The following is a 17,173-nucleotide window of genomic DNA, read 5'->3' on the forward strand; positions in this document are numbered from 1 at the left end:
AAGAGGTGAAGAAATGTCGAAAACGATTTCTATTAATGCAGGAAGCTCAAGCTTAAAATGGCAACTCTACTTGATGCCGGAAGAAAAAGTATTGGCTAAGGGCTTGCTGGAACGGATTGGTCTCAAGGATTCTATTTCAACAGTGAAGTTTGACGGTCGTTCAGAAAAGCAGGTTCTTGATATTGCAGATCACACGCAGGCCGTAAAAATTTTGCTGGACGATTTGAAACGTTTTAATATCATTGAATCTTATGATGAGATTACCGGTGTGGGCCATCGTGTTGTGGCTGGCGGTGAACACTTTAAGGATTCAGCCCTCGTTGATGAAGAAGTGATTCAAAAGGTAGAGGAGTTGTCTCTTCTGGCTCCATTGCATAATCCGGCCAATGCTGCAGGCATCCGTGCGTTTAGAGAAATTCTGCCAGACATTACCAGCGTGGTAGTCTTTGACACCTCTTTCCATACAACTATGCCGGAAAAAGCTTATCGCTATCCGATTCCGACTAAATATTACACTGAAAACAAGGTCCGCAAGTACGGAGCTCACGGTACCAGCCATGAGTATGTAGCCAAGGAAGCTGCGAAAGTTTTGGGTCGTCCGATTGAAGAACTCAAGCTTATTACTTGCCATATCGGTAACGGAGCTTCTATCACAGCAGTTGACAAGGGCGTTTCTGTAGATACCTCTATGGGATTCACACCACTTGGCGGTGTCATGATGGGAACGCGGACTGGGGATATCGACCCAGCCATCATTCCTTACCTGATGCAATACACAGATGACTTTAATACTCCGGAAGATATTAGCCGCGTTTTGAATCGTGAATCTGGCTTGCTTGGAGTTTCTGAGAAGTCAAGTGATATGCGTGATATTCATGAAGCAATGCGGGCAGGTGATGCCAAGGCTCAATTAGCTAATGACATTTTTGTGGACCGGATTCAAAAATACATTGGTCAGTATCTTGCTGTCTTGAATGGAGCTGATGCTATCATCTTTACCGCAGGAATTGGTGAAAATTCTGTGACCATTCGTGAACTGGTTATTAATGGTATTTCTTGGTTTGGCTGTAACGTAGATCTAGAAAAGAATGTGCGTGGTGCAGAAGGCGTGATTTCCAGTTCTGATGCCAAGGTCAAAGTCTTGGTTATCCCGACTGATGAAGAATTGGTCATTGCGCGTGACGTCGAACGTTTCAAAAATCAATAAATTAAGAAAATTCAAAAGCTCAGTTTGACTGGGCTTTTTGTATGTTTTAAGAACGGATTTTCTTGGTTGCTGACCTTGGAAAAACTGAGCGATTCGTTCTCATAATCACTATCAGTATTAGTTCCCAACCCGTGATATACAAGATGCTTGCAGTTAAGAATTGTCTATACAAAAAGAGAAAATTGAGCTATACTAGGAAGGAAAAGGAGGAAGATATGAAAGCAATTCTAAAAAAATTAGAGTACATCCTACTGACTCTGTTTGTCTTATTTCTCAGCCAGATACCATTTATATTTATCCGGCAAATGACGTCTTCTGAGAAGAATTTTTCAGTAGGACAGACCATCTTTGTGCTGGTGGTATATATTTTGATTATCTTTTTTGTTCTGAGAATGGCTAAGCAAGAAGAACTGCTGAGCCTTGACTTTAGCTTTTTTAAATGGTCTTCGTTTGGCTGGTTAGCTGTTTCTAATGTTGTCATGATTGGCGTCAACATGCTGGGAGCAATTATCATGCTGCTGGAAGGTCAGGCTATTTCTACTGCTAATCAGGATGCCTTGAATGCATTATTTCAGCATGTACCCAAGATTTTATTAGTAGTAGGAGCTGTGATTCAGGCTCCTATCTTGGAGGAAGTAGTCTTTCGCGGTTTGATTCCTCAGAAAATTTTTACCAAGCATTATGTTTGGGGCTTGGTTGTAGGAGTCATTCTTTTCGGTCTTTTTCATGGTCCGACCAATATCGGCAGTTTTGTTATATATGCAGGTATGGGTGCTGTTTTAGCTGCTGTTGCTTACATATTTAAGCGTTTGGAAATGTCTATTTTAGCACACATGCTAAGAAATGGAGTTGCAGTACTCATTATGATACTGACAGGTTTGGTGAACAAGTAGGAAAGCAGAGAATACCTGCTTTTTTTGTCATTTGAGGCACAAATTAGGACATTTGAGGGGATTTCTACCAGCTTGCTCTTACTTCTTCTATAATGATAAGAGAAGAATGGAGAGAATATGCTGAAACTAGAGAAAATCATTCAATTGTTACTACTGGCTATGTTGTCTCAGACGGGACTGCTGCTCATGCTTCATCCAATGCCTCATCGCTTGGTCTTTAGTCAGGCTAATCTGCTTTTTATGGTGGGCTTGCTGGGGTTGCTTTTTTGTTGTGCCTTTTATTTTGCCAGAGAGCTGCAGGAAATCAAAGGTTCTCTGCGTCAGTCAAGCAATTGTCGACACTTGCTTTTCTTGTATTTTTTGATGATTTTGGTCAATGCTGCGGGGGTTCTTCTGCTGTGTGGTAAGGAGGTGCAGTCAGGTCAGGCGGTGGAGCAGATGCTGACGGAGAGTTTTCTGTCGTCTTCTCTTTTGCTTTTGGGGATTGACATCGCCGTCTTATCCCCTGCAGCACCGAAATTTGTTGACAGTGACTTCTCTCTTCGCTATCGGAAGAGCTGGGGGATTGCACTAGGTTTGCTCTGCTTTTCCCTTGCGAAAAATCCTCAGGAAACTCTGTGTTTTCTGTCCCATCTAGTTTTGGGACTAGTCTTTGCCCATCTCCTCAGGCCTTATTTTCAGCGTTTGGAGCTGTCTATGCTGGCCCATATTCTCAGAAATATGATTATTCTCAGCCTTTTACCCTTTTGCTTTTAGAAAGTGTTTTGTCAAATAGAAGAATTATGGTAAAATGGTAAATGAAACAAGGGACTAGACAAGGTCTTCTTGTGAAGTCGAGTGCAGTTCATAGGACTGGATGCTGCATCTGCTGAGAGCTTTGCGGTACACTAGATGAGTGTGACTTTTTTGTTGAAGAGCAGGGCAGTCGATAGAAATGAGATGAAAGTCAAATGGTGAATCTAAAAGCAATTGCTCCAGATGGCCGAACGGGTCTCTGTGGCATTATCAATGCGACGCCGGATTCCTTTTCAGATGGTGGGCGCTACAATACGGTTGAGACGGCATTGGCTCAGGCTAGAAAGCTGATTGCTGAGGGAGCTCACATGCTGGATATTGGTGGTGAGTCTACTCGGCCTCGGCCGGGCAGTCATTTTGTGGCTATTCAAGAAGAGATAGAACGGGTTGTGCCGATCATTGAAGCTATTCGTCGGGAAAGTGATATTGTGATTTCTGTGGACACTTGGAAGTCGGAAGTGGCTGCAGCGGCTTTGGCTGCGGGTGCAGATATCATCAACGATATTACCGGTCTTTTGGGTGATGAAAAGATGGCAGAGACTGCTGCGAAATATGGCGCGCCAGTCATTATCATGTTTAATCCAGTGATGGCTCGTCCTCAACATGCCAGCTCAAAAATTTTCCCAGAATTTGGCTTTGGTTCAGCCTTCACAAAGGAAGAGTTATCTCTTTTTGCAGAGCTGCCGATTGCAGAACTAATGTGGAAGTGTTTTGAGAAATCTTTGAAGGTGGCCGAAAACGCCGGTCTTTCGCGTGATAATATCATGCTGGATCCAGGAATTGGTTTCGGTTTGACCAAGCGGGAGAATCTTCTCATTTTGCAGGAGTTGGATAGTCTCCATCAGGCTGGTTTCCCTATTTTTCTTGGGGTTTCTCGTAAGCGGTTTCTCGTTAGTATCTTAGAAGAAAACGACTTTGAGGTCAATCCTGAGACTCAGGAAGGCTTCGAAAACCGTGATACAGCTTCAGCCCATCTGACTAGCCTTGCGGCTAGCAGAGGCGTTGAAGTTGTCAGAGTGCACGAAGTGGCTAAGCACCGGATGGCTGCTGCCGTTGGTGATGCGATTCGTCTAGCGCAGCAGACAGAAGATCTCAATCTAGGTCAATATAAGTAAGATGAAAAAACAAGAATTACCTGATTTAAGTTGGTTGGAAGCCTATCGGACAGCCAGTCCCAATTTTGGCTTGGAGCGGATGGAGCGTTTGCTGGAGCTGCGGGGGAATCCGCATTTGCGGCTGCCAGTCATCCATATTGCAGGGACTAATGGCAAGGGCTCGACCATTGCCCATCTGCGCCAACTTTTGGAGGTGCGAGCCCTGCGTGTTGGCACTTTCACCTCTCCCTACCTAGTCAGCTACAATGAGCAGATTGCCATTAATGGCAATGCGATCTCCGACCAAGACCTTCAGCGATTGTTGTCTCTTTACCAAGAGCTTTTGGCCCAGTATGCGACAGACTCTAGCTTGCAGGGGGTAACTGAGTTTGAGATTGTGACGGCTCTGGCTTATGATTATTTTGCTGAGCAGCAGGTGGATGTGGCTATTATCGAGGTCGGCATGGGTGGGCTTTTGGATAGTACCAATGTCTGCCAGCCCTTACTGACTGCTATCACGACAGTTGGTTTGGATCATGTGGCCCTGCTGGGTGACAGTCTAGAGGCTATTGCCCAGCAGAAAGCTGGCATTATCAAGCCTGGAGTTCCCATTGTGACCGGTAGGTTGGAGCCAGAGGCTCTGGCAGTAGTCAAGCAAAAGGCTGCTGAAAAAGATGCTCCGCTCTTTTCTTGGTCTCAAGACTATCAAGTGGAACATCAAGTGTCAGAGAAGGCGGAGGAGAGCTTTTCCTTTTCGAATGCCTATCGGGCCAAAGACTCGTATCAAACAGCTCTGATGGGACTGCATCAGGCAGATAATGCTGGACTAGCTCTGCACTTGTGCGACCTATACTGTCAGCTGCAGTCGCTGCCCTTATTGACAAAAGCAGAGGTTGAGAGTGCTTTGCTTGCTGCTGTATGGCCTGGGCGTTTGGAAAGAATATTGGATCAGCCGCTTATTCTTCTGGATGGAGCCCATAATCCCCATGCCCTGCGGTCGCTAGCTGCGACACTGAACCAGCATTATCCGACTTATAAGAAGCACATTTTATTTGCTTGTATCCAAACCAAAGCCTTGAATGATATGGTGGAGCTCCTGCAAAAGATTCCCAAAGCAGCTATAAGCTTGACAGCCTTTGCCGATCCGCGGAGTTTTTCTAAAGAGAGTATGCAAGCCTTGGCTGAGCAGCAAAGCCTGTCTTACAAAGAATGGCCGGATTATTTAGCAGATTATTTAGCAGTAGAGCATGAGTCAGATGAGCTTTTGCTGATTACGGGTTCTCTTTATTTTCTAGCTCAGGTTAGAAAATCAATCCTTGAGAATCGCAAGTTAGACTTTGCTGAGCGTCCTTCTCAGTCAAGTCAGTTATCAAAAAATAAAAATGAACATAGGAGCGTATATGGACACGAAGAAAATTGAAGCAGCTGTTGCCCAGATTATTGAGGCGGTTGGAGAAGACGGAAGCCGCGAAGGTTTGCAGGAGACGCCACAGCGCATTGCTAAAATGTACCAGGAAATCTTTGCTGGCCTGGGTGAGACTGCTGAGGAGCATCTGGCCAAGTCTTTTGAAATCATTGACAATAATATGGTAGTGGAGAAGGATATTTTCTTTCATTCCATGTGTGAGCATCACTTCCTACCATTTTACGGGAAGGTTCACATCGCCTATGTGCCTAATGGTCGGGTAGCAGGCCTGTCCAAGCTGGCCCGAACAGTAGAGGTCTATGCCAAGAAACCGCAGATTCAAGAGCGATTGACCGTAGAGATTGCTGAGGCCTTGATGGACTATCTGGGTGCTCAAGGGGCCCTGGTCTGGGTGGAAGCTGAGCATATGTGTATGAATATGCGAGGAGTCAGAAAGCCTGGCACTGCAACGGTTACTACAGCAGCGCGTGGCGTTTTAGCGACGAATAAGGATCTGAAAAATGAAGCTTACAAGCTGATGGGACATTGATCTTATCAGTGGTGGAGCATGTTAGGAAAGGTTAGATAGTTTTATTAAGGATGAAATGCAGAAACTTGAATCAGAAAGGATAAGAGAATGGATCAGCTACGCATTAAGGATTTGGAAGTGTATGCTTATCACGGTCTGTTTGGAGCGGAGAAGGAATTGGGCCAGCGTTTTGTGCTGGATCTGATTTTGGATTATGATATGACTCGGGCTGCCAAAACAGGCGACCTGACAGCTTCTATCCACTATGGAGAATTGGCTCATGATTTGACCCACTGGTGTCAGGAAAGCAAGGAAGACTTGATTGAGACGTTGGCTTACAAGCTGATTGATCGGATTTTTCTGACTCATCCTTTGGTGCAGAAGGTCAGCTTGGAGGTCAAGAAGCCTTGGGCACCCGTGCCGCTGCCTTTAGAGACCTGCTCAGTCAAGCTGGTGCGTCAAAAGCGAAAAGCCTTTATCGCTCTGGGGAGCAATCAAGGCAGCCCAACTGCCAATCTGGATGCGGCTCTGGAAAAAATGGCCGAGCAAAATATAAGAATTTTGCAGGCATCAAGCCGCATTGAGACAGAGCCTTGGGGTGGCGTTGAGCAGGATCCGTTTCTCAATCAAGTTGTTGAAGTTGAAACCTGGCTCAATCCTGAGGAGTTAATGCAGACGCTCTTGGCTATCGAAGCGGATCTAGGGCGCGTGCGGGAGATCAAATGGGGACCTCGTGTGATTGATCTGGATATCCTTTACATAGGGCAGGAGGAGATATACAGTCCGGGCTTGATTGTTCCTCATCCTTATGTGGCTGAGCGAGCTTTTGTCTTGCAATCTTTGGTGGAAATCGCTCCACACTTTGTCGATCCGGTGCAGAAAAAAAGCATCCGCCAGCTCTGGGATGCGGTTGAAAAATGAGAAAAGAAACTTGTCGCAAGGCAAGTTTTTTGTTGTCTGAACTTTCTCTGAACTTGCCCCTGTATACTAAAGAAAAATCAAAAGGAGTTCAATATGGAACATATAGTGAAAATAGAAGGAGTCTGCAAAAAGCATGGGAGCAAGCAGATTTTAGAAGATATTTCTTTTACAGCTAGAAGCGGGCGGATTACAGCTTTTCTAGGCCCGAACGGTGCTGGTAAAAGTTCGACCTTGAGGATTCTCTTGGGATTAGATCGGGCGACGTCTGGGACTGCGACTTTTGATGGGCAAACCTATCAGTCAATGACCTATCCGCTCAGAACGGTAGGTGCAGCCTTTGACGGCATTGGCGGTCTGCCAAATCGAAAGGTCTATGACCACCTGAGGATTATTGCGGAGAGTAATGCTATTCCCAAGTCTCGGATCGATGAGGTTTTGGAGATGACTGGAATCGCTCATAAGAGAAAGGACCTCTTGTCAAGCCTGTCTCTGGGGGAAGGTCAGCGGCTGGGTTTGGCCGCAGCTTTGCTGGGTGATCCTCAGTTTCTTATATTAGATGAGCCGACTAATGGACTGGATCCAAGTGGGATTAAGTGGTTTAGAAAGTTCATCCGTCAGCAGGCTGATTTAGGGAAAACGGTACTTCTATCTTCTCATATCCTATCAGAGGTGCAAATGGTGACAGATGATGTAGTCTTGATTCATCATGGGCGAATTATTGAGCAGGGACCATTGGAAGAGGTGCTGCAAGATTCAGACAGCCTAGAAGATCTCTTCTTTGATTTGACAGAGGAGGTTTAAGATGAAAGAAACGATGTCTTTATTGCATTCAGAATGGTTGAAAATTTGCTCAACCAAGGCTTTCAAAGTGAGTATGGCCTTCATGTTGCTATTGGTGCCTGTCGTATCCTGGCTGGAGGGCCGACAGTATTTATCTGTCGGCTTGGATGCCACGCCTGAGACGGTTCCCGGTCTGGCAGAAGCCATTGACCCGCTGGAATATCTAGGCCTCAATGGTGCCTCAATGGCAGGCATGGTTTTAGTCATCTTAGCTGGAATTTTGGGAGCTATGGAATTTCAGTCTCATAGCTTGAGAACCAGTCTTTTGACCTGTAATAACCGCCTGAAGTTGCTTGTGGGGAAACTCATGACCTTTGCTTGCTTTTCTCTTGCCAGTAGCTTTTTATCGATTTACTTTAGTTATATGGTCATGCACCTGGCTTTAGGAAAGGAAGGGCTTAATCCAATTCTGCTCAATCAAGCAGCTTGGAGTTTGATTTTGTGGAAAATCTTATCTCTAACCTTATTAGGGATCCTTTCATTTTTGTTAGGTTTATTGGCTCGGACCATGCTAGTTCCTCTGCTTTTTCTCGTACCCCAAATCTATAATTTAGGAAACTACCTAGCTGCTCACACGAGTTGGGGAGCTTATCTGCCACAACCAGCAGGAGAGTTGTTTGCGGCAACGCCAACTTCCCAATATGCCAACAATCCCTTACAAGGACTGTTGATACTTGGCGTATGGTTACTAGTCATCGGCGGCATGACCTCTCTGCGCTTTTTGAAGACGGATTTAGGAGGGCGATACTGATGATAAAAGCTCTACTTAGAAGCGAATGGATTAAGTTCCGTTCTTACTATCTCGCTCTTGGTGCAGCCTTGGTGGCCCTGGTAATCGTTCCATTTTTTCTAATGAATCTTGACTACAGTCAAACAGCAGTTGGCCAGACAAAGGCTCTGAGTGAGGCTTTGCATGCCCTCTATCTGGCACAGCCTGTCATCGTCATCTTTACTTCCCTCTATTTTGCCCAGGAGTTTGTCAAGTCTGGGATGCGAACGAATTTTCTAACCGTATCAAATAGAAGGGCTTGGTTAGCTGGGAAAATCCTTTTTCTGGCCATGCTGCTCCTGATCCTCTACAGTATCATGATAGGCAGCTGTTTCCTTGTTATGCTGGCTCGATTTGACCTAGACTTTAGCCGGTCCTTACTGGGGAAATTCCTTTATTACAACTTTTTTGGTCTTCTCAGCAATCTTTTTCTAGCTTTCTTAACTGCCGGCCTCGCTTTGCTCTTTCAATCTTGGGTTGTGCCGGTGTCGGTGCTCTTTCCTCTCTTGATTGGTCTCAGCCGTTTATTGGCAACGTTCATCAAGGAAGCAAAATACCTGCCCGATCTGGCTACCCTAAATCTTTTTGAGTATGAAGGGCTTCAGCATTCAATAGATCTATCAGGGCTGGGAACACAGCTGTTATGGTTAGCTTTGGTTTGGAGCTCTGCTATATTCTTAAGCTTGAAACGAGATGTTCGCTAGAGGTATGCTATAATGGAAATTATGAGACAGTATCGTATTTTGGTGGTTGATGACGACCGGAGCATTTTGAAGCTGGTGAAAAATGTCCTAGAGCTCGATGCTTATGATGTGACGACGCTTGACCGGATAGAAGAGCTGGAGCTGACGCATTTTGTCGGATATGACTTGATTCTGCTGGATGTGATGATGGAGCCTGTTAATGGTTTTGAGCTGTGTTCCTACATTCGTCCTCATCTTTCGTGTCCAATCATCTTTCTGACGGCCAAGGAGTTGGAGGCGGACAAAGTGGAAGGGCTCTTTCGCGGAGCAGATGACTATGTTGTCAAGCCTTTTGGGACCAAAGAATTGCTGGCGCGTGTCAGAGCTCATCTTCGGCGGGAGGAAAGACGGGAGGAGCGATATTCTGAAATTGCTTCTTGTCAATTTTATCCAGAGCGCTATGAAGTTGCCTGTTCTGGTAAAGTCTTGAAATTTTCAGAGCGAGAGTTTAAGTTACTGCATTTACTTGCTAGCAATCCCAAGCAGACCTTTTCAGCTGAACGCCTGCATACCTTGCTTTATCCAGAAAGCTCAGAAACACAGCTTCGCTCCATCTCAGAATACGTATATCAGATTCGCCAAAAATGCAAACAAGAAGGGCTGCAAGCAATCGCAACAGTGAGAGGAGTAGGCTATAGATGGCAATTAGAACCCGAAATTTCAAAAGCCTAGTCTGGACAACCAGTTTAAAAATCGTCTTTTTCCATGTTTTGATTTTTGTGCTTATAGGCTATGAATTTACGCAAGGAAGTAATCACGTTCTTTTCACCTTGTTCTTTTGGGCAGGGAGCTTGCTGCTGATTACTTTTTATCATATTTTGAAATTGCTCCGAAAAATCGACAGGGAAATAAAAATGCTAACGAGCGAGAAGCTTTTAGAAGAAAATCAAAGTCAGCTTTTTCGGATTGAGGAAATGCTAGAAGTCTATAGCGATTTACGGAGCAGCCACCAAGAAAATGCTCGTCTTCTAGAAAAAGAGCAGCAGCATAATCAGGAGTTGATTTTACAGCTATCAGCGACATCGCACGATTTGAAGACGCCCCTAACTGTGATCAAGGGGAATGCTGAGCTCTTGGAGTTGGCGCAGTTGGGCCAGCCACAGGCAGACTATGCTGCTGAGATTTTGCAGGCCAGTCACAAGATGGAAGAGTATTGTGGCTCTTTGATTGATTACGCTAAGACTTTTCAGATTGATTCTAATCAGTTCAGTCAGCTTTCCTTAGAGGATTTTTTGGCTTATCTCCAGGACGACTGGGCACTGTTCAGCAAACAGGAAAGCTATCGTTTCTATCTCCAAGAAGATTGTGATCTTAGTCTGATTTTGTCAATTCATTTGGACTATCTCAAACGAGCTTTGCTCAATATTTTACTGAATGCGCTTGAACATGCTAATCAGGATCAAAAGGAAGTGAAGCTGACGATATCAGTACAGCAGGATCAGTTGGTTTTTGCTATCTGGAACAATGGACCTGCATTTTCAGAGGAGATGCTGCTGGGAGCGGAACAGCTCTTTTATCAGAGTGACCAAAGCCGCAATTCAGCTAATCCCCATCATGGAATCGGCTTAGCCTTTTCTAAGCAGGTAGCTCTCTTGCACGGTGGTCGTCTGACCCTGCTCAATCCAGACCAAGGAGGAGCCTGTGTCGAGTTGACTGTGGCTTTAAAAAGCAAATAACAAAGGAAATCAATAAAGATGATGAAAGGACTGCAATGTTTAAATTTTCAGTCCTTTTTTTGCCGCTTTCTTCTTGACAAAAGATGTAAAGGGAGCTATACTATATTTGAAAAGTAAAGTTTGTTTTACATTGTGAAAAGGAGGCAGCCTTGGAAAATCGAATTCAAGAATTACGAAAAAGAAAAAAGCTCAGCCAGGAGGAGCTGGCTGAGAAGCTAGAGGTCACGAGACAAACGATTATATCTTTGGAAAAGGGCCGCTACAATGCTTCGCTGCTTTTGGCTCATAAAATTGCATCCTTTTTCGATTTAAGGATTGAAGAAGTTTTTCTCTTTGAGGAGGATGAATCATGAAATGGACTTATTTGTGTAAATGGATATTGGCTATTTTGGTGGTGGTTGGCTTAGCTTATCTCCATTTGCAAGCCAATTTTATCCCTAAGGAAATTCTGCCTTTCGTGGGAATGTTCCTGATTGTGGTGATGTTGAAAATTTTTCAAGCGTATGAAAAATAGGAGGCTGACATGGAAACATTAACTAAACAAGAATTTCGAAAAAAACTTCAAAGAAAAGTTATCGTGGGGCGTATCTTAATCTTAATCATCTTGGTAGGACTGGCCTGGAGCCATTTTCATTCTCTGGATGATCAGCAGGAAGGAGTCATGGTCGGCATCCTGCTGGGGCTTTCTTTGATGACCATTCGGTATAATCTGGCCCTAAGACGGGAGGAAAATTTTGAGAAGCTCTACATTCAGGTGACTGATGAGCGCAATCGCATGATTGACGAAAAGACTCGCACTCTACTTTTTAATATTCTTTTGCTGCTGGCAGCATGCTTGAGTGTCCTGTCCATGATTTTCCCAATCATCTTAAGTCTCAATCAGTTTCTGACCGTGACCATTATTCTGGTTTTGGGACTTTACTATCTCTTGCGTTTTCTCCTATCTAAGCGTTATTAAGAAAAAAGCTGGCGACGCCAGCTTTCTAAACAAGCTTTTAACAGAGCTTGTTTTTATTTTCTATAGAGTCGATCATACTGGTAAACGGGGTCCATGGTTACATGGATGCCCAACTTACGCAGGACGTTTTTGTCTTCATCTGTCAGAGTGACAGTGGAGTGGGCCTCGCTGCCCTTGAGATTGCCGAGTTGTTGCATAGCATTTGCCGCGTCTTGATTTTCCATGGCTGTGATTGCCAGAGCCATCAAGATTTCGTTTGAGTGGAGGCGCGGATTGCGGCTGCCCAGATGGTTGATTTTTAAGCCTTGGATTGGCTTGACATACTCAGGCTCGATCAGCTTAGTCTCTCTGGCAATATTGGCTAATTTCTTAATGGCATTAATCAATACAGCAGCCGTAGGGCCAAAGAGTTCAGAGGTTTTACCAGTTACGATTTCACCGTTTGGCAATTCCAAGGCCAGAGCTGGTTCGCCAGTGCTTTCAGCCTTATCGCGCGCAACAACTGTTACTTTACGGTCCAGTGGTGTGATGCCTAGGTCATTCATCAAGAGTTCGATTTTCTTGACAGCAGATTCAGAAACGCGCTCTGCCTTGAAGTCCAGAATCGTCTGGTAGTAGCGACGGATGATTTCCTGCTGAGATGCCTCGATAGCTGCATCATTATCTACAATAGCAAAGCCGACCATGTTGACGCCCATGTCTGTTGGAGAAGCATAAGGTGATTTTCCAAGGATGCGCTCCAGCATACGTTTGAGGACTGGGAAAATTTCAATATCGCGGTTGTAGTTGACTGTAGTCTTGCCGTAGGTTTGCAGGTGGAAAGGATCAATCATGTTGACATCGTCGAGGTCTGCCGTCGCTGCCTCATAAGCTAAATTGACCGGATGGTGCAGGGGCAGATTCCAAACGGGGAAGGTTTCAAACTTGGCGTAGCCTGATTTGATGCCATTGATTTGGTCATGATACATGTTGGACAAGCAAGTAGCCAATTTACCAGAACCAGGACCAGGTGCGGTCACAACGACTAAATTACGGCTGGTTTTGATGTAGTCGTTTTTCCCCATACCTTCAGGTGAGATGATATGATCCATGTCAGTCGGGTAGCCCTTAATCGGGTAGTGGATGTAGGAGGCGATACCATTCTTTTCCAGCTGGCTGCGGAAGAGGTCCGCCGCCGACTGACCGGAATACTGGGTGATGACCACTGAGCCTACATAAATATCCAGCTCGTTAAAGGTATCAATTAGTCGCAGCACTTCCTGATCATAGGAAATGCCCAAATCCCCACGCGCCTTAGAATGTTCAATGTTGTTGGCATTGATAGCAATGACAATCTCTACTTGGTCCTTGAGCTCTTTGAGCAGTCTGATTTTATTGTCCGGCTCATAGCCTGGCAGGACACGGGCAGCATGGAAGTCTTCCAGCATTTTACCGCCGAATTCCATGTAAAGTTTGCCCTCAAATTGATTAATGCGCTCCAAGATATGGTCGCGCTGCAGGTTTAAGTATTTCTCAGAATCAAAAGCAATTTTTTTCATGTATATTTTCACCTCTGCTAAGCATTATAACAAAATTTTCTTCAAATTGGAAAGTTGAAAGGGGAAGTGTTAGACAAAAGAGATAGCAGCCCGAATGAAGAACGGGCTGCCTTTTGAGATTAATAGTTGGTAATCGTGTCCACCGTTGAGCGATCCAGCTTTTTGACCAGCGCTTGCAAGAAAGCTTGGGCTTGCAGAAAATCGTCCATGGCATAGAGAGTTTGGTGGGAGTGGATGTAGCGGGCGCAGACACCAATGGTAGTAGATGGTACGCCGCCGCTTTGGAGATGGGCAGCACCAGCATCCGTTCCGCCCTTGCCGCAGTAGTATTGATACTTGATGCCAGCTTCCTCAGCAGTTGTCAAGAGGAAGTCTTTCATAGCTGGCAGCATGAGATGACCAGGGTCAAAGAAGCGAATCAGCGTTCCGTCACCGATGGCCCCTTGACCGCCATAAATATCACCCGCTGGTGAGCAATCTACAGCCAGGAAGACCTCAGGGGCAAATTTTGTCGTAGAAGCATGGGCACCACGCAGGCCAACCTCTTCTTGAACATTGGCACCGACATAGAGTTGGCTGTCTAGTGGTTGACCAGACAAGGCTTGAGCTAATTCGCTGACCATAAGGACGCCGTAGCGGTTATCCCAGGCTTTGGAGATGATATTTTTTCCGTTAGCTGTGAGAATAGCAGAGCTGTCTGGAACGATCGTATCTCCTGGACGGATGCCGTAGCTTTCAGCTTCTGCCTTATCCACAAAGCCACCGTCAAAGACAATATCAGCAATCTGTGGCATAACTGGTCCGCCAGATCCGCGCGTCAGATGAGGAGGGACAGAGCCTGAGATAAGAGGGATTTCTCGACCTTCACGGGTAAAGAGTTTGAAGCGTTGGCTGCTAACGACCAGAGGGTTCCAACCGCCGATTTCCACTACACGGAAAGTCCCGTCGGGCTTGATTTCGCTGACCATAAAGCCAACCTCGTCCATGTGGGCCGCTACCAATACACGGGGAGCATTTTCAGCTTCTGCATGGCGTACCCCAAAGATACCGCCTAGGCCGTCGGTGACAACCTCATCGACATGGGGAGTGATTTTTTCCCGCAGGTAACTGCGAACAGGTGCCTCGTGACCTGAAATAGCAGAAAGCTCTGTTACTTCCTTGATTTTTGAAAATAATGTTGTCATAAACTTACCTTCTTTCTGCCCCCTATTTTATCACTTTTTGCGGTAAATGAGTAGGGAAATCTTATAGCTTGTATGAATCAACAGGATTACCCGCTTAGGAATCCAGCTTCTCCCAGGAAAATATGGAATATTGTTTGTCGCCTCTGCTCTTTTGTGTTAAAATATTCTACATGAAAGCTAAAAAAATCATTTTAACCACAACCGCCCTTTTGGGGGCTGGAGCGCTGGCTTTTGGGGCAGCCAAAGTCGTACAGGAGCAAAAAAGACTGCGTAATCGGGAGGAAATCGTTGAGCTTGTGCGAGATTTCTTTTCCAGTCAGGGTACTATTTCCTGCCTTTATGTCAAGCTCTACGAGTCCACAGATGACCGCTTGGTTGGCGGTCTGGTCTTAGAGAACGACCGTCATTTTGCTTTTGTCTATGAAAATGGTCAGCTAAGCTACGAGGAAGAAGCATGATTTTTCCTGTAAATTTAGAGGAATTGGCTTCTTATGTCAATGATGGGGAGAAGACTGTCTTCTTTTTCACGGCTGACTGGTGCGGAGATTGCCGATTTATCAAACCTTTTCTGCCAGAGATAGAAGCTGAAAATCTTGACTATCGCTTTATCCAAGTGGACCGTGATGCCTATCTGGATCTGGCCAAAGAGTGGGACGTTTACGGGATTCCCAGCTTAGTAGTGCTGGAAAAGGGACAGGAGATTGGACGTCTAGTCAATCGTGACCGCAAGACCAAGGGCCAAATCAATGAATTTTTAGCGAGTATAAGAGAAAAAGGGAGCGTAAAATGATTTTTACCTATAATAAAGAGTATGTCGGCGACTTGTTGATGATTATTGCTGCGGACAATCAAGGAGCTAAACTGGCAGCTGAACGCAAAGGACGGGTAGCGCGTGTTTACCGTGAAGATAATGGCCAGACAGTAGCTTGGAATATTTTTGAGCAGTCAGACCTTTTTGAAATTGCAGAGCGCGGACAGGTCTTTTTGACAGATGAGCAAGTGGCTATTCTCAATCAGGAGCTGAGCAAGGAAGGATTCCCAGCGGACTTGGTCAATGACAGCCAGCCGAAATTTGTGGTTGGAGAAATCGTTGATATGGTAGCTCATCCAGATAGCGATCACCTGAATATCTGCCAAGTGCAGGTAGCTGCTGATAAGACCGTTCAAATTGTGGCCGGTGCTCCTAATGCCAAAGTCGGCCTCAAAACGATTGTGGCTCTGCCGGGTGCTATGATGCCGAAAGGGAATTTGATTTTTCCGGGAGAACTTCGAGGCGAAAAGAGTTTTGGTATGATGTGCAGCCCACGGGAACTTCAACTGCCTAATGCGCCTCAAAAACGTGGCATCATTGAATTAGCTGATAGCGAACTAGTTGGAACGGCCTTTGACCCAGCTAAACATTGGCAGGGATAAAAATGAAGATTTAAAATCACAAAAAGCTCAGAATTTCTGAGCTTTTTTGTTGGAAACTTATGACTCGTGCCCACACTGTCTCAAAAGAAGACGCTGTCGCTATTACTTTGCGAGTCGGTTGTTGACTGAGGAGTGACTGTGGGGATTTGGCTTGGACTGTTGTATTTGTATTGGTAGATAAGGCTGTTTAGGCCGTGGTCTTCCAATAATTTGAGACGTTTTCTCTTGAAAACAATACCGATGAGTTGGCTATCAGGATAGGCATAAATCTTATGACGGGGATGGTTAAAGGCTGCAAAGTCATGAAAACCGTCCTCCATCCAAAGACTAATCTCGGATTCTTCACTGTCTCGGCTGTAGCGAGCATGACTAATCTGCTGCATAGGAATGCAGTAGGTGGCAGCTGATAAGAGTCCGCTATAATAGTAGGTTACATTTTCATGGTCAAAGGAGAGGATAGTCGCATGAATGGTTAGCCTGCGAATAGCAAAGATAAGGAGCAGTAAGAAGAAAGCAGCAACCAGCAGACTAAGGACAAAGAAACTAGTGTCTTTGTAGGGGTTGGAGCTAGTCAGGTAGTCTACGGCAGCCCAGGCGGAAAAACCTCCGAACCACAGAGAAATCAGGATAACAAGAAGATTTTTCACAGGGGAATGTTTAATGGTCATCGGAGCCTCCATTATACAAGTCTAGTCAGAAAGGGACAAAAAGCTACAACTTTCCTTTTTATCTATACTATACCATATTTTTTTCACTTTTTGCCTCCTTTTACGAATGATAAGTTAGGAGGATATAAAATGTATAATAAAGTAATTGTAATCGGCCGGCTGACGGCTACGCCTGAACTGCACAAGACTGCGAATGAAAAATCTGTGGCCCGCTCAACGGTCGCGGTTAATCGTCGTTATAAATCTCAGAGTGGTGAGCGTGAGGCGGATTTTGTAAATGTCGTTGTCTGGGGTCGTCTAGCTGAGACTTTAGCCAGCTATGCAAGTAAGGGCAGCTTGATTTCTCTGGATGGTGAGCTACGGACTCGTCGCTATGAGAAGGAGGGGGCGACTCATTATGTGACAGAAGTGCTCTGTCATAGCTTCCAGCTCCTGGAAAGTCGGGCCCAGCGCGCTCTGCGTGAAAATAATAGCGGAGCTGATTTAGCAGATTTGGTGTTGGAAGAAGAGGAACTTCCCTTTTAAGCAAGAGGCAAAGAC

General features: G+C 45.3%; 22 protein-coding genes. 19 read left to right on the forward strand and 3 right to left on the reverse strand.

Annotated features, from left to right (window positions below; all coding sequences use genetic code 11):
* Positions 1-13 precede the first annotated feature (13 nt).
* The 15 genes from HMPREF1150_RS06895 (at position 14) to HMPREF1150_RS06830 (ending at position 11,830) form a co-directional block, all read left to right on the forward strand.
* On the forward strand, positions 14-1,207 hold the full coding sequence (locus HMPREF1150_RS06895) for an acetate kinase (RefSeq protein ID WP_009659752.1): 1,194 nt from the start codon (positions 14-16) through the stop codon (positions 1,205-1,207).
* Between the two features lie 143 nt (positions 1,208-1,350).
* Positions 1,351-2,100, forward strand: coding sequence for a CPBP family intramembrane glutamic endopeptidase (locus HMPREF1150_RS06890; protein ID WP_032905425.1), 750 nt, complete (start codon positions 1,351-1,353; stop codon positions 2,098-2,100).
* Positions 2,101-2,217: 117 nt separating this feature from the next.
* Positions 2,218-2,856: a hypothetical protein gene (locus HMPREF1150_RS06885; RefSeq protein ID WP_002901701.1), complete on the forward strand. Its 639-nt coding sequence runs from the start codon at positions 2,218-2,220 to the stop codon at positions 2,854-2,856.
* 194 nt (positions 2,857-3,050) lie between these two features.
* Positions 3,051-4,010, forward strand: a complete 960-nt coding sequence (gene folP / locus HMPREF1150_RS06880) for a dihydropteroate synthase (RefSeq protein ID WP_009659647.1) — start codon at positions 3,051-3,053, stop codon at positions 4,008-4,010.
* A 1-nt stretch (position 4,011) separates the two neighbouring features.
* Positions 4,012-5,409, forward strand: a complete 1,398-nt coding sequence (locus HMPREF1150_RS06875) for a folylpolyglutamate synthase/dihydrofolate synthase family protein (RefSeq protein WP_002901698.1) — start codon at positions 4,012-4,014, stop codon at positions 5,407-5,409.
* On the forward strand, positions 5,390-5,944 hold the full coding sequence (gene folE, locus HMPREF1150_RS06870; protein ID WP_002901696.1) for a GTP cyclohydrolase I FolE: 555 nt from the start codon (positions 5,390-5,392) through the stop codon (positions 5,942-5,944). The genes HMPREF1150_RS06875 and folE overlap by 20 nt, the downstream gene beginning before the upstream one ends.
* A gap of 87 nt (positions 5,945-6,031) precedes the next feature.
* On the forward strand, positions 6,032-6,844 hold the full coding sequence (gene folK, locus HMPREF1150_RS06865; protein ID WP_009659675.1) for a 2-amino-4-hydroxy-6-hydroxymethyldihydropteridine diphosphokinase: 813 nt from the start codon (positions 6,032-6,034) through the stop codon (positions 6,842-6,844).
* Positions 6,845-6,937: 93 nt separating this feature from the next.
* Positions 6,938-7,645, forward strand: a complete 708-nt coding sequence (locus tag HMPREF1150_RS06860) for an ABC transporter ATP-binding protein (RefSeq protein WP_009659738.1) — start codon at positions 6,938-6,940, stop codon at positions 7,643-7,645.
* Position 7,646: 1 nt separating this feature from the next.
* The gene (locus tag HMPREF1150_RS06855) at positions 7,647-8,435 is read left to right on the forward strand and encodes a lantibiotic ABC transporter permease (protein ID WP_009659764.1); all 789 of its coding nucleotides are present in this window, start codon (positions 7,647-7,649) and stop codon (positions 8,433-8,435) included.
* Positions 8,435-9,157, forward strand: a complete 723-nt coding sequence (locus HMPREF1150_RS06850) for a lantibiotic ABC transporter permease (RefSeq protein ID WP_009659777.1) — start codon at positions 8,435-8,437, stop codon at positions 9,155-9,157. The genes HMPREF1150_RS06855 and HMPREF1150_RS06850 overlap by 1 nt, the downstream gene beginning before the upstream one ends.
* Before the next feature lie 12 nt (positions 9,158-9,169).
* Positions 9,170-9,868, forward strand: a complete 699-nt coding sequence (locus HMPREF1150_RS06845; RefSeq protein ID WP_009659583.1) for a response regulator transcription factor — start codon at positions 9,170-9,172, stop codon at positions 9,866-9,868.
* On the forward strand, positions 9,835-10,872 hold the full coding sequence (locus tag HMPREF1150_RS06840) for a sensor histidine kinase KdpD (RefSeq protein ID WP_009659680.1): 1,038 nt from the start codon (positions 9,835-9,837) through the stop codon (positions 10,870-10,872). Before HMPREF1150_RS06845 ends, HMPREF1150_RS06840 begins: the two co-directional genes overlap by 34 nt.
* 149 nt (positions 10,873-11,021) lie before the next feature.
* On the forward strand, positions 11,022-11,225 hold the full coding sequence (locus HMPREF1150_RS06835; RefSeq protein WP_002910824.1) for a helix-turn-helix transcriptional regulator: 204 nt from the start codon (positions 11,022-11,024) through the stop codon (positions 11,223-11,225).
* A complete protein-coding gene (locus HMPREF1150_RS11645) occupies positions 11,222-11,386 on the forward strand; it encodes a hypothetical protein (protein ID WP_009659802.1) in 165 nt (54 codons plus the stop codon). Before HMPREF1150_RS06835 ends, HMPREF1150_RS11645 begins: the two co-directional genes overlap by 4 nt.
* A 9-nt stretch (positions 11,387-11,395) precedes the next feature.
* Positions 11,396-11,830: a hypothetical protein gene (locus HMPREF1150_RS06830; protein WP_002903485.1), complete on the forward strand. Its 435-nt coding sequence runs from the start codon at positions 11,396-11,398 to the stop codon at positions 11,828-11,830.
* A gap of 53 nt (positions 11,831-11,883) precedes the next feature.
* Here the strand turns inward: HMPREF1150_RS06830 and HMPREF1150_RS06825 are convergent, their stop codons facing one another.
* Entirely contained in the window at positions 11,884-13,368 is a 1,485-nt protein-coding gene (locus tag HMPREF1150_RS06825) for a DUF1846 domain-containing protein (RefSeq protein WP_009659763.1), read from the reverse strand.
* Between the two features lie 119 nt (positions 13,369-13,487).
* Complete coding sequence (pepA, locus tag HMPREF1150_RS06820) at positions 13,488-14,552, reverse strand: glutamyl aminopeptidase (RefSeq protein ID WP_009659811.1); 1,065 nt, start codon at positions 14,550-14,552, stop codon at positions 13,488-13,490.
* Positions 14,553-14,722: 170 nt separating this feature from the next.
* Here pepA and HMPREF1150_RS06815 point away from each other — a divergent pair, with 170 nt between their 5' ends.
* Genes HMPREF1150_RS06815 through ytpR form a run of 3 tightly spaced genes read left to right on the forward strand, consistent with a single transcriptional unit; the run spans position 14,723 to position 15,965 of the window.
* Positions 14,723-15,010 carry a DUF4651 domain-containing protein gene (locus HMPREF1150_RS06815; RefSeq protein WP_009659781.1) on the forward strand — a complete coding sequence of 96 codons (288 nt, stop codon included), beginning with the start codon at positions 14,723-14,725 and terminating at the stop codon, positions 15,008-15,010.
* A complete protein-coding gene (locus HMPREF1150_RS06810) occupies positions 15,007-15,342 on the forward strand; it encodes a thioredoxin family protein (RefSeq protein ID WP_009659693.1) in 336 nt (111 codons plus the stop codon). The genes HMPREF1150_RS06815 and HMPREF1150_RS06810 overlap by 4 nt, the downstream gene beginning before the upstream one ends.
* Positions 15,339-15,965, forward strand: coding sequence for a YtpR family tRNA-binding protein (gene ytpR / locus HMPREF1150_RS06805; RefSeq protein WP_009659792.1), 627 nt, complete (start codon positions 15,339-15,341; stop codon positions 15,963-15,965). Before HMPREF1150_RS06810 ends, ytpR begins: the two co-directional genes overlap by 4 nt.
* Before the next feature lie 80 nt (positions 15,966-16,045).
* Here ytpR and HMPREF1150_RS06800 read toward each other — a convergent pair whose 3' ends face one another.
* Entirely contained in the window at positions 16,046-16,633 is a 588-nt protein-coding gene (locus HMPREF1150_RS06800) for a hypothetical protein (RefSeq protein ID WP_009659574.1), read from the reverse strand.
* A gap of 129 nt (positions 16,634-16,762) precedes the next feature.
* On the opposite strand from HMPREF1150_RS06800, the gene HMPREF1150_RS06795 reads away from it, so the two are divergent.
* Positions 16,763-17,158, forward strand: a complete 396-nt coding sequence (locus HMPREF1150_RS06795; protein ID WP_009659736.1) for a single-stranded DNA-binding protein — start codon at positions 16,763-16,765, stop codon at positions 17,156-17,158.
* Positions 17,159-17,173 lie beyond the last annotated feature (15 nt).

This window comes from Streptococcus sp. AS14, from assembly GCF_000286495.1.
Classification (GTDB): domain Bacteria; phylum Bacillota; class Bacilli; order Lactobacillales; family Streptococcaceae; genus Streptococcus; species Streptococcus sanguinis_P.

Excerpts from the sequence above, each read along its gene's own strand:
- HMPREF1150_RS06895 (WP_009659752.1), top strand. The coding sequence starts at position 14 with ATGTCGAAAACGATTTCTATTAATGCAGGAAGCTCAAGCTTAAAATGG.
- HMPREF1150_RS06890 (WP_032905425.1), top strand. The coding sequence starts at position 1,351 with ATGCTTGCAGTTAAGAATTGTCTATACAAAAAGAGAAAATTGAGCTAT.
- HMPREF1150_RS06885 (WP_002901701.1), top strand. The coding sequence starts at position 2,218 with ATGCTGAAACTAGAGAAAATCATTCAATTGTTACTACTGGCTATGTTG.
- folP (WP_009659647.1), top strand. The coding sequence starts at position 3,051 with ATGGTGAATCTAAAAGCAATTGCTCCAGATGGCCGAACGGGTCTCTGT.
- HMPREF1150_RS06875 (WP_002901698.1), top strand. The coding sequence starts at position 4,012 with ATGAAAAAACAAGAATTACCTGATTTAAGTTGGTTGGAAGCCTATCGG.
- folE (WP_002901696.1), top strand. The coding sequence starts at position 5,390 with ATGGACACGAAGAAAATTGAAGCAGCTGTTGCCCAGATTATTGAGGCG.
- folK (WP_009659675.1), top strand. The coding sequence starts at position 6,032 with ATGGATCAGCTACGCATTAAGGATTTGGAAGTGTATGCTTATCACGGT.
- HMPREF1150_RS06860 (WP_009659738.1), top strand. The coding sequence starts at position 6,938 with ATGGAACATATAGTGAAAATAGAAGGAGTCTGCAAAAAGCATGGGAGC.
- HMPREF1150_RS06855 (WP_009659764.1), top strand. The coding sequence starts at position 7,647 with ATGAAAGAAACGATGTCTTTATTGCATTCAGAATGGTTGAAAATTTGC.
- HMPREF1150_RS06850 (WP_009659777.1), top strand. The coding sequence starts at position 8,435 with ATGATAAAAGCTCTACTTAGAAGCGAATGGATTAAGTTCCGTTCTTAC.
- HMPREF1150_RS06845 (WP_009659583.1), top strand. The coding sequence starts at position 9,170 with ATGGAAATTATGAGACAGTATCGTATTTTGGTGGTTGATGACGACCGG.
- HMPREF1150_RS06840 (WP_009659680.1), top strand. The coding sequence starts at position 9,835 with ATGGCAATTAGAACCCGAAATTTCAAAAGCCTAGTCTGGACAACCAGT.
- HMPREF1150_RS11645 (WP_009659802.1), top strand. The coding sequence starts at position 11,222 with ATGAAATGGACTTATTTGTGTAAATGGATATTGGCTATTTTGGTGGTG.
- HMPREF1150_RS06830 (WP_002903485.1), top strand. The coding sequence starts at position 11,396 with ATGGAAACATTAACTAAACAAGAATTTCGAAAAAAACTTCAAAGAAAA.
- HMPREF1150_RS06825 (WP_009659763.1), bottom strand. The coding sequence starts at position 13,368 with ATGAAAAAAATTGCTTTTGATTCTGAGAAATACTTAAACCTGCAGCGC.
- pepA (WP_009659811.1), bottom strand. The coding sequence starts at position 14,552 with ATGACAACATTATTTTCAAAAATCAAGGAAGTAACAGAGCTTTCTGCT.
- HMPREF1150_RS06815 (WP_009659781.1), top strand. The coding sequence starts at position 14,723 with ATGAAAGCTAAAAAAATCATTTTAACCACAACCGCCCTTTTGGGGGCT.
- HMPREF1150_RS06810 (WP_009659693.1), top strand. The coding sequence starts at position 15,007 with ATGATTTTTCCTGTAAATTTAGAGGAATTGGCTTCTTATGTCAATGAT.
- ytpR (WP_009659792.1), top strand. The coding sequence starts at position 15,339 with ATGATTTTTACCTATAATAAAGAGTATGTCGGCGACTTGTTGATGATT.
- HMPREF1150_RS06800 (WP_009659574.1), bottom strand. The coding sequence starts at position 16,633 with ATGACCATTAAACATTCCCCTGTGAAAAATCTTCTTGTTATCCTGATT.
- HMPREF1150_RS06795 (WP_009659736.1), top strand. The coding sequence starts at position 16,763 with ATGTATAATAAAGTAATTGTAATCGGCCGGCTGACGGCTACGCCTGAA.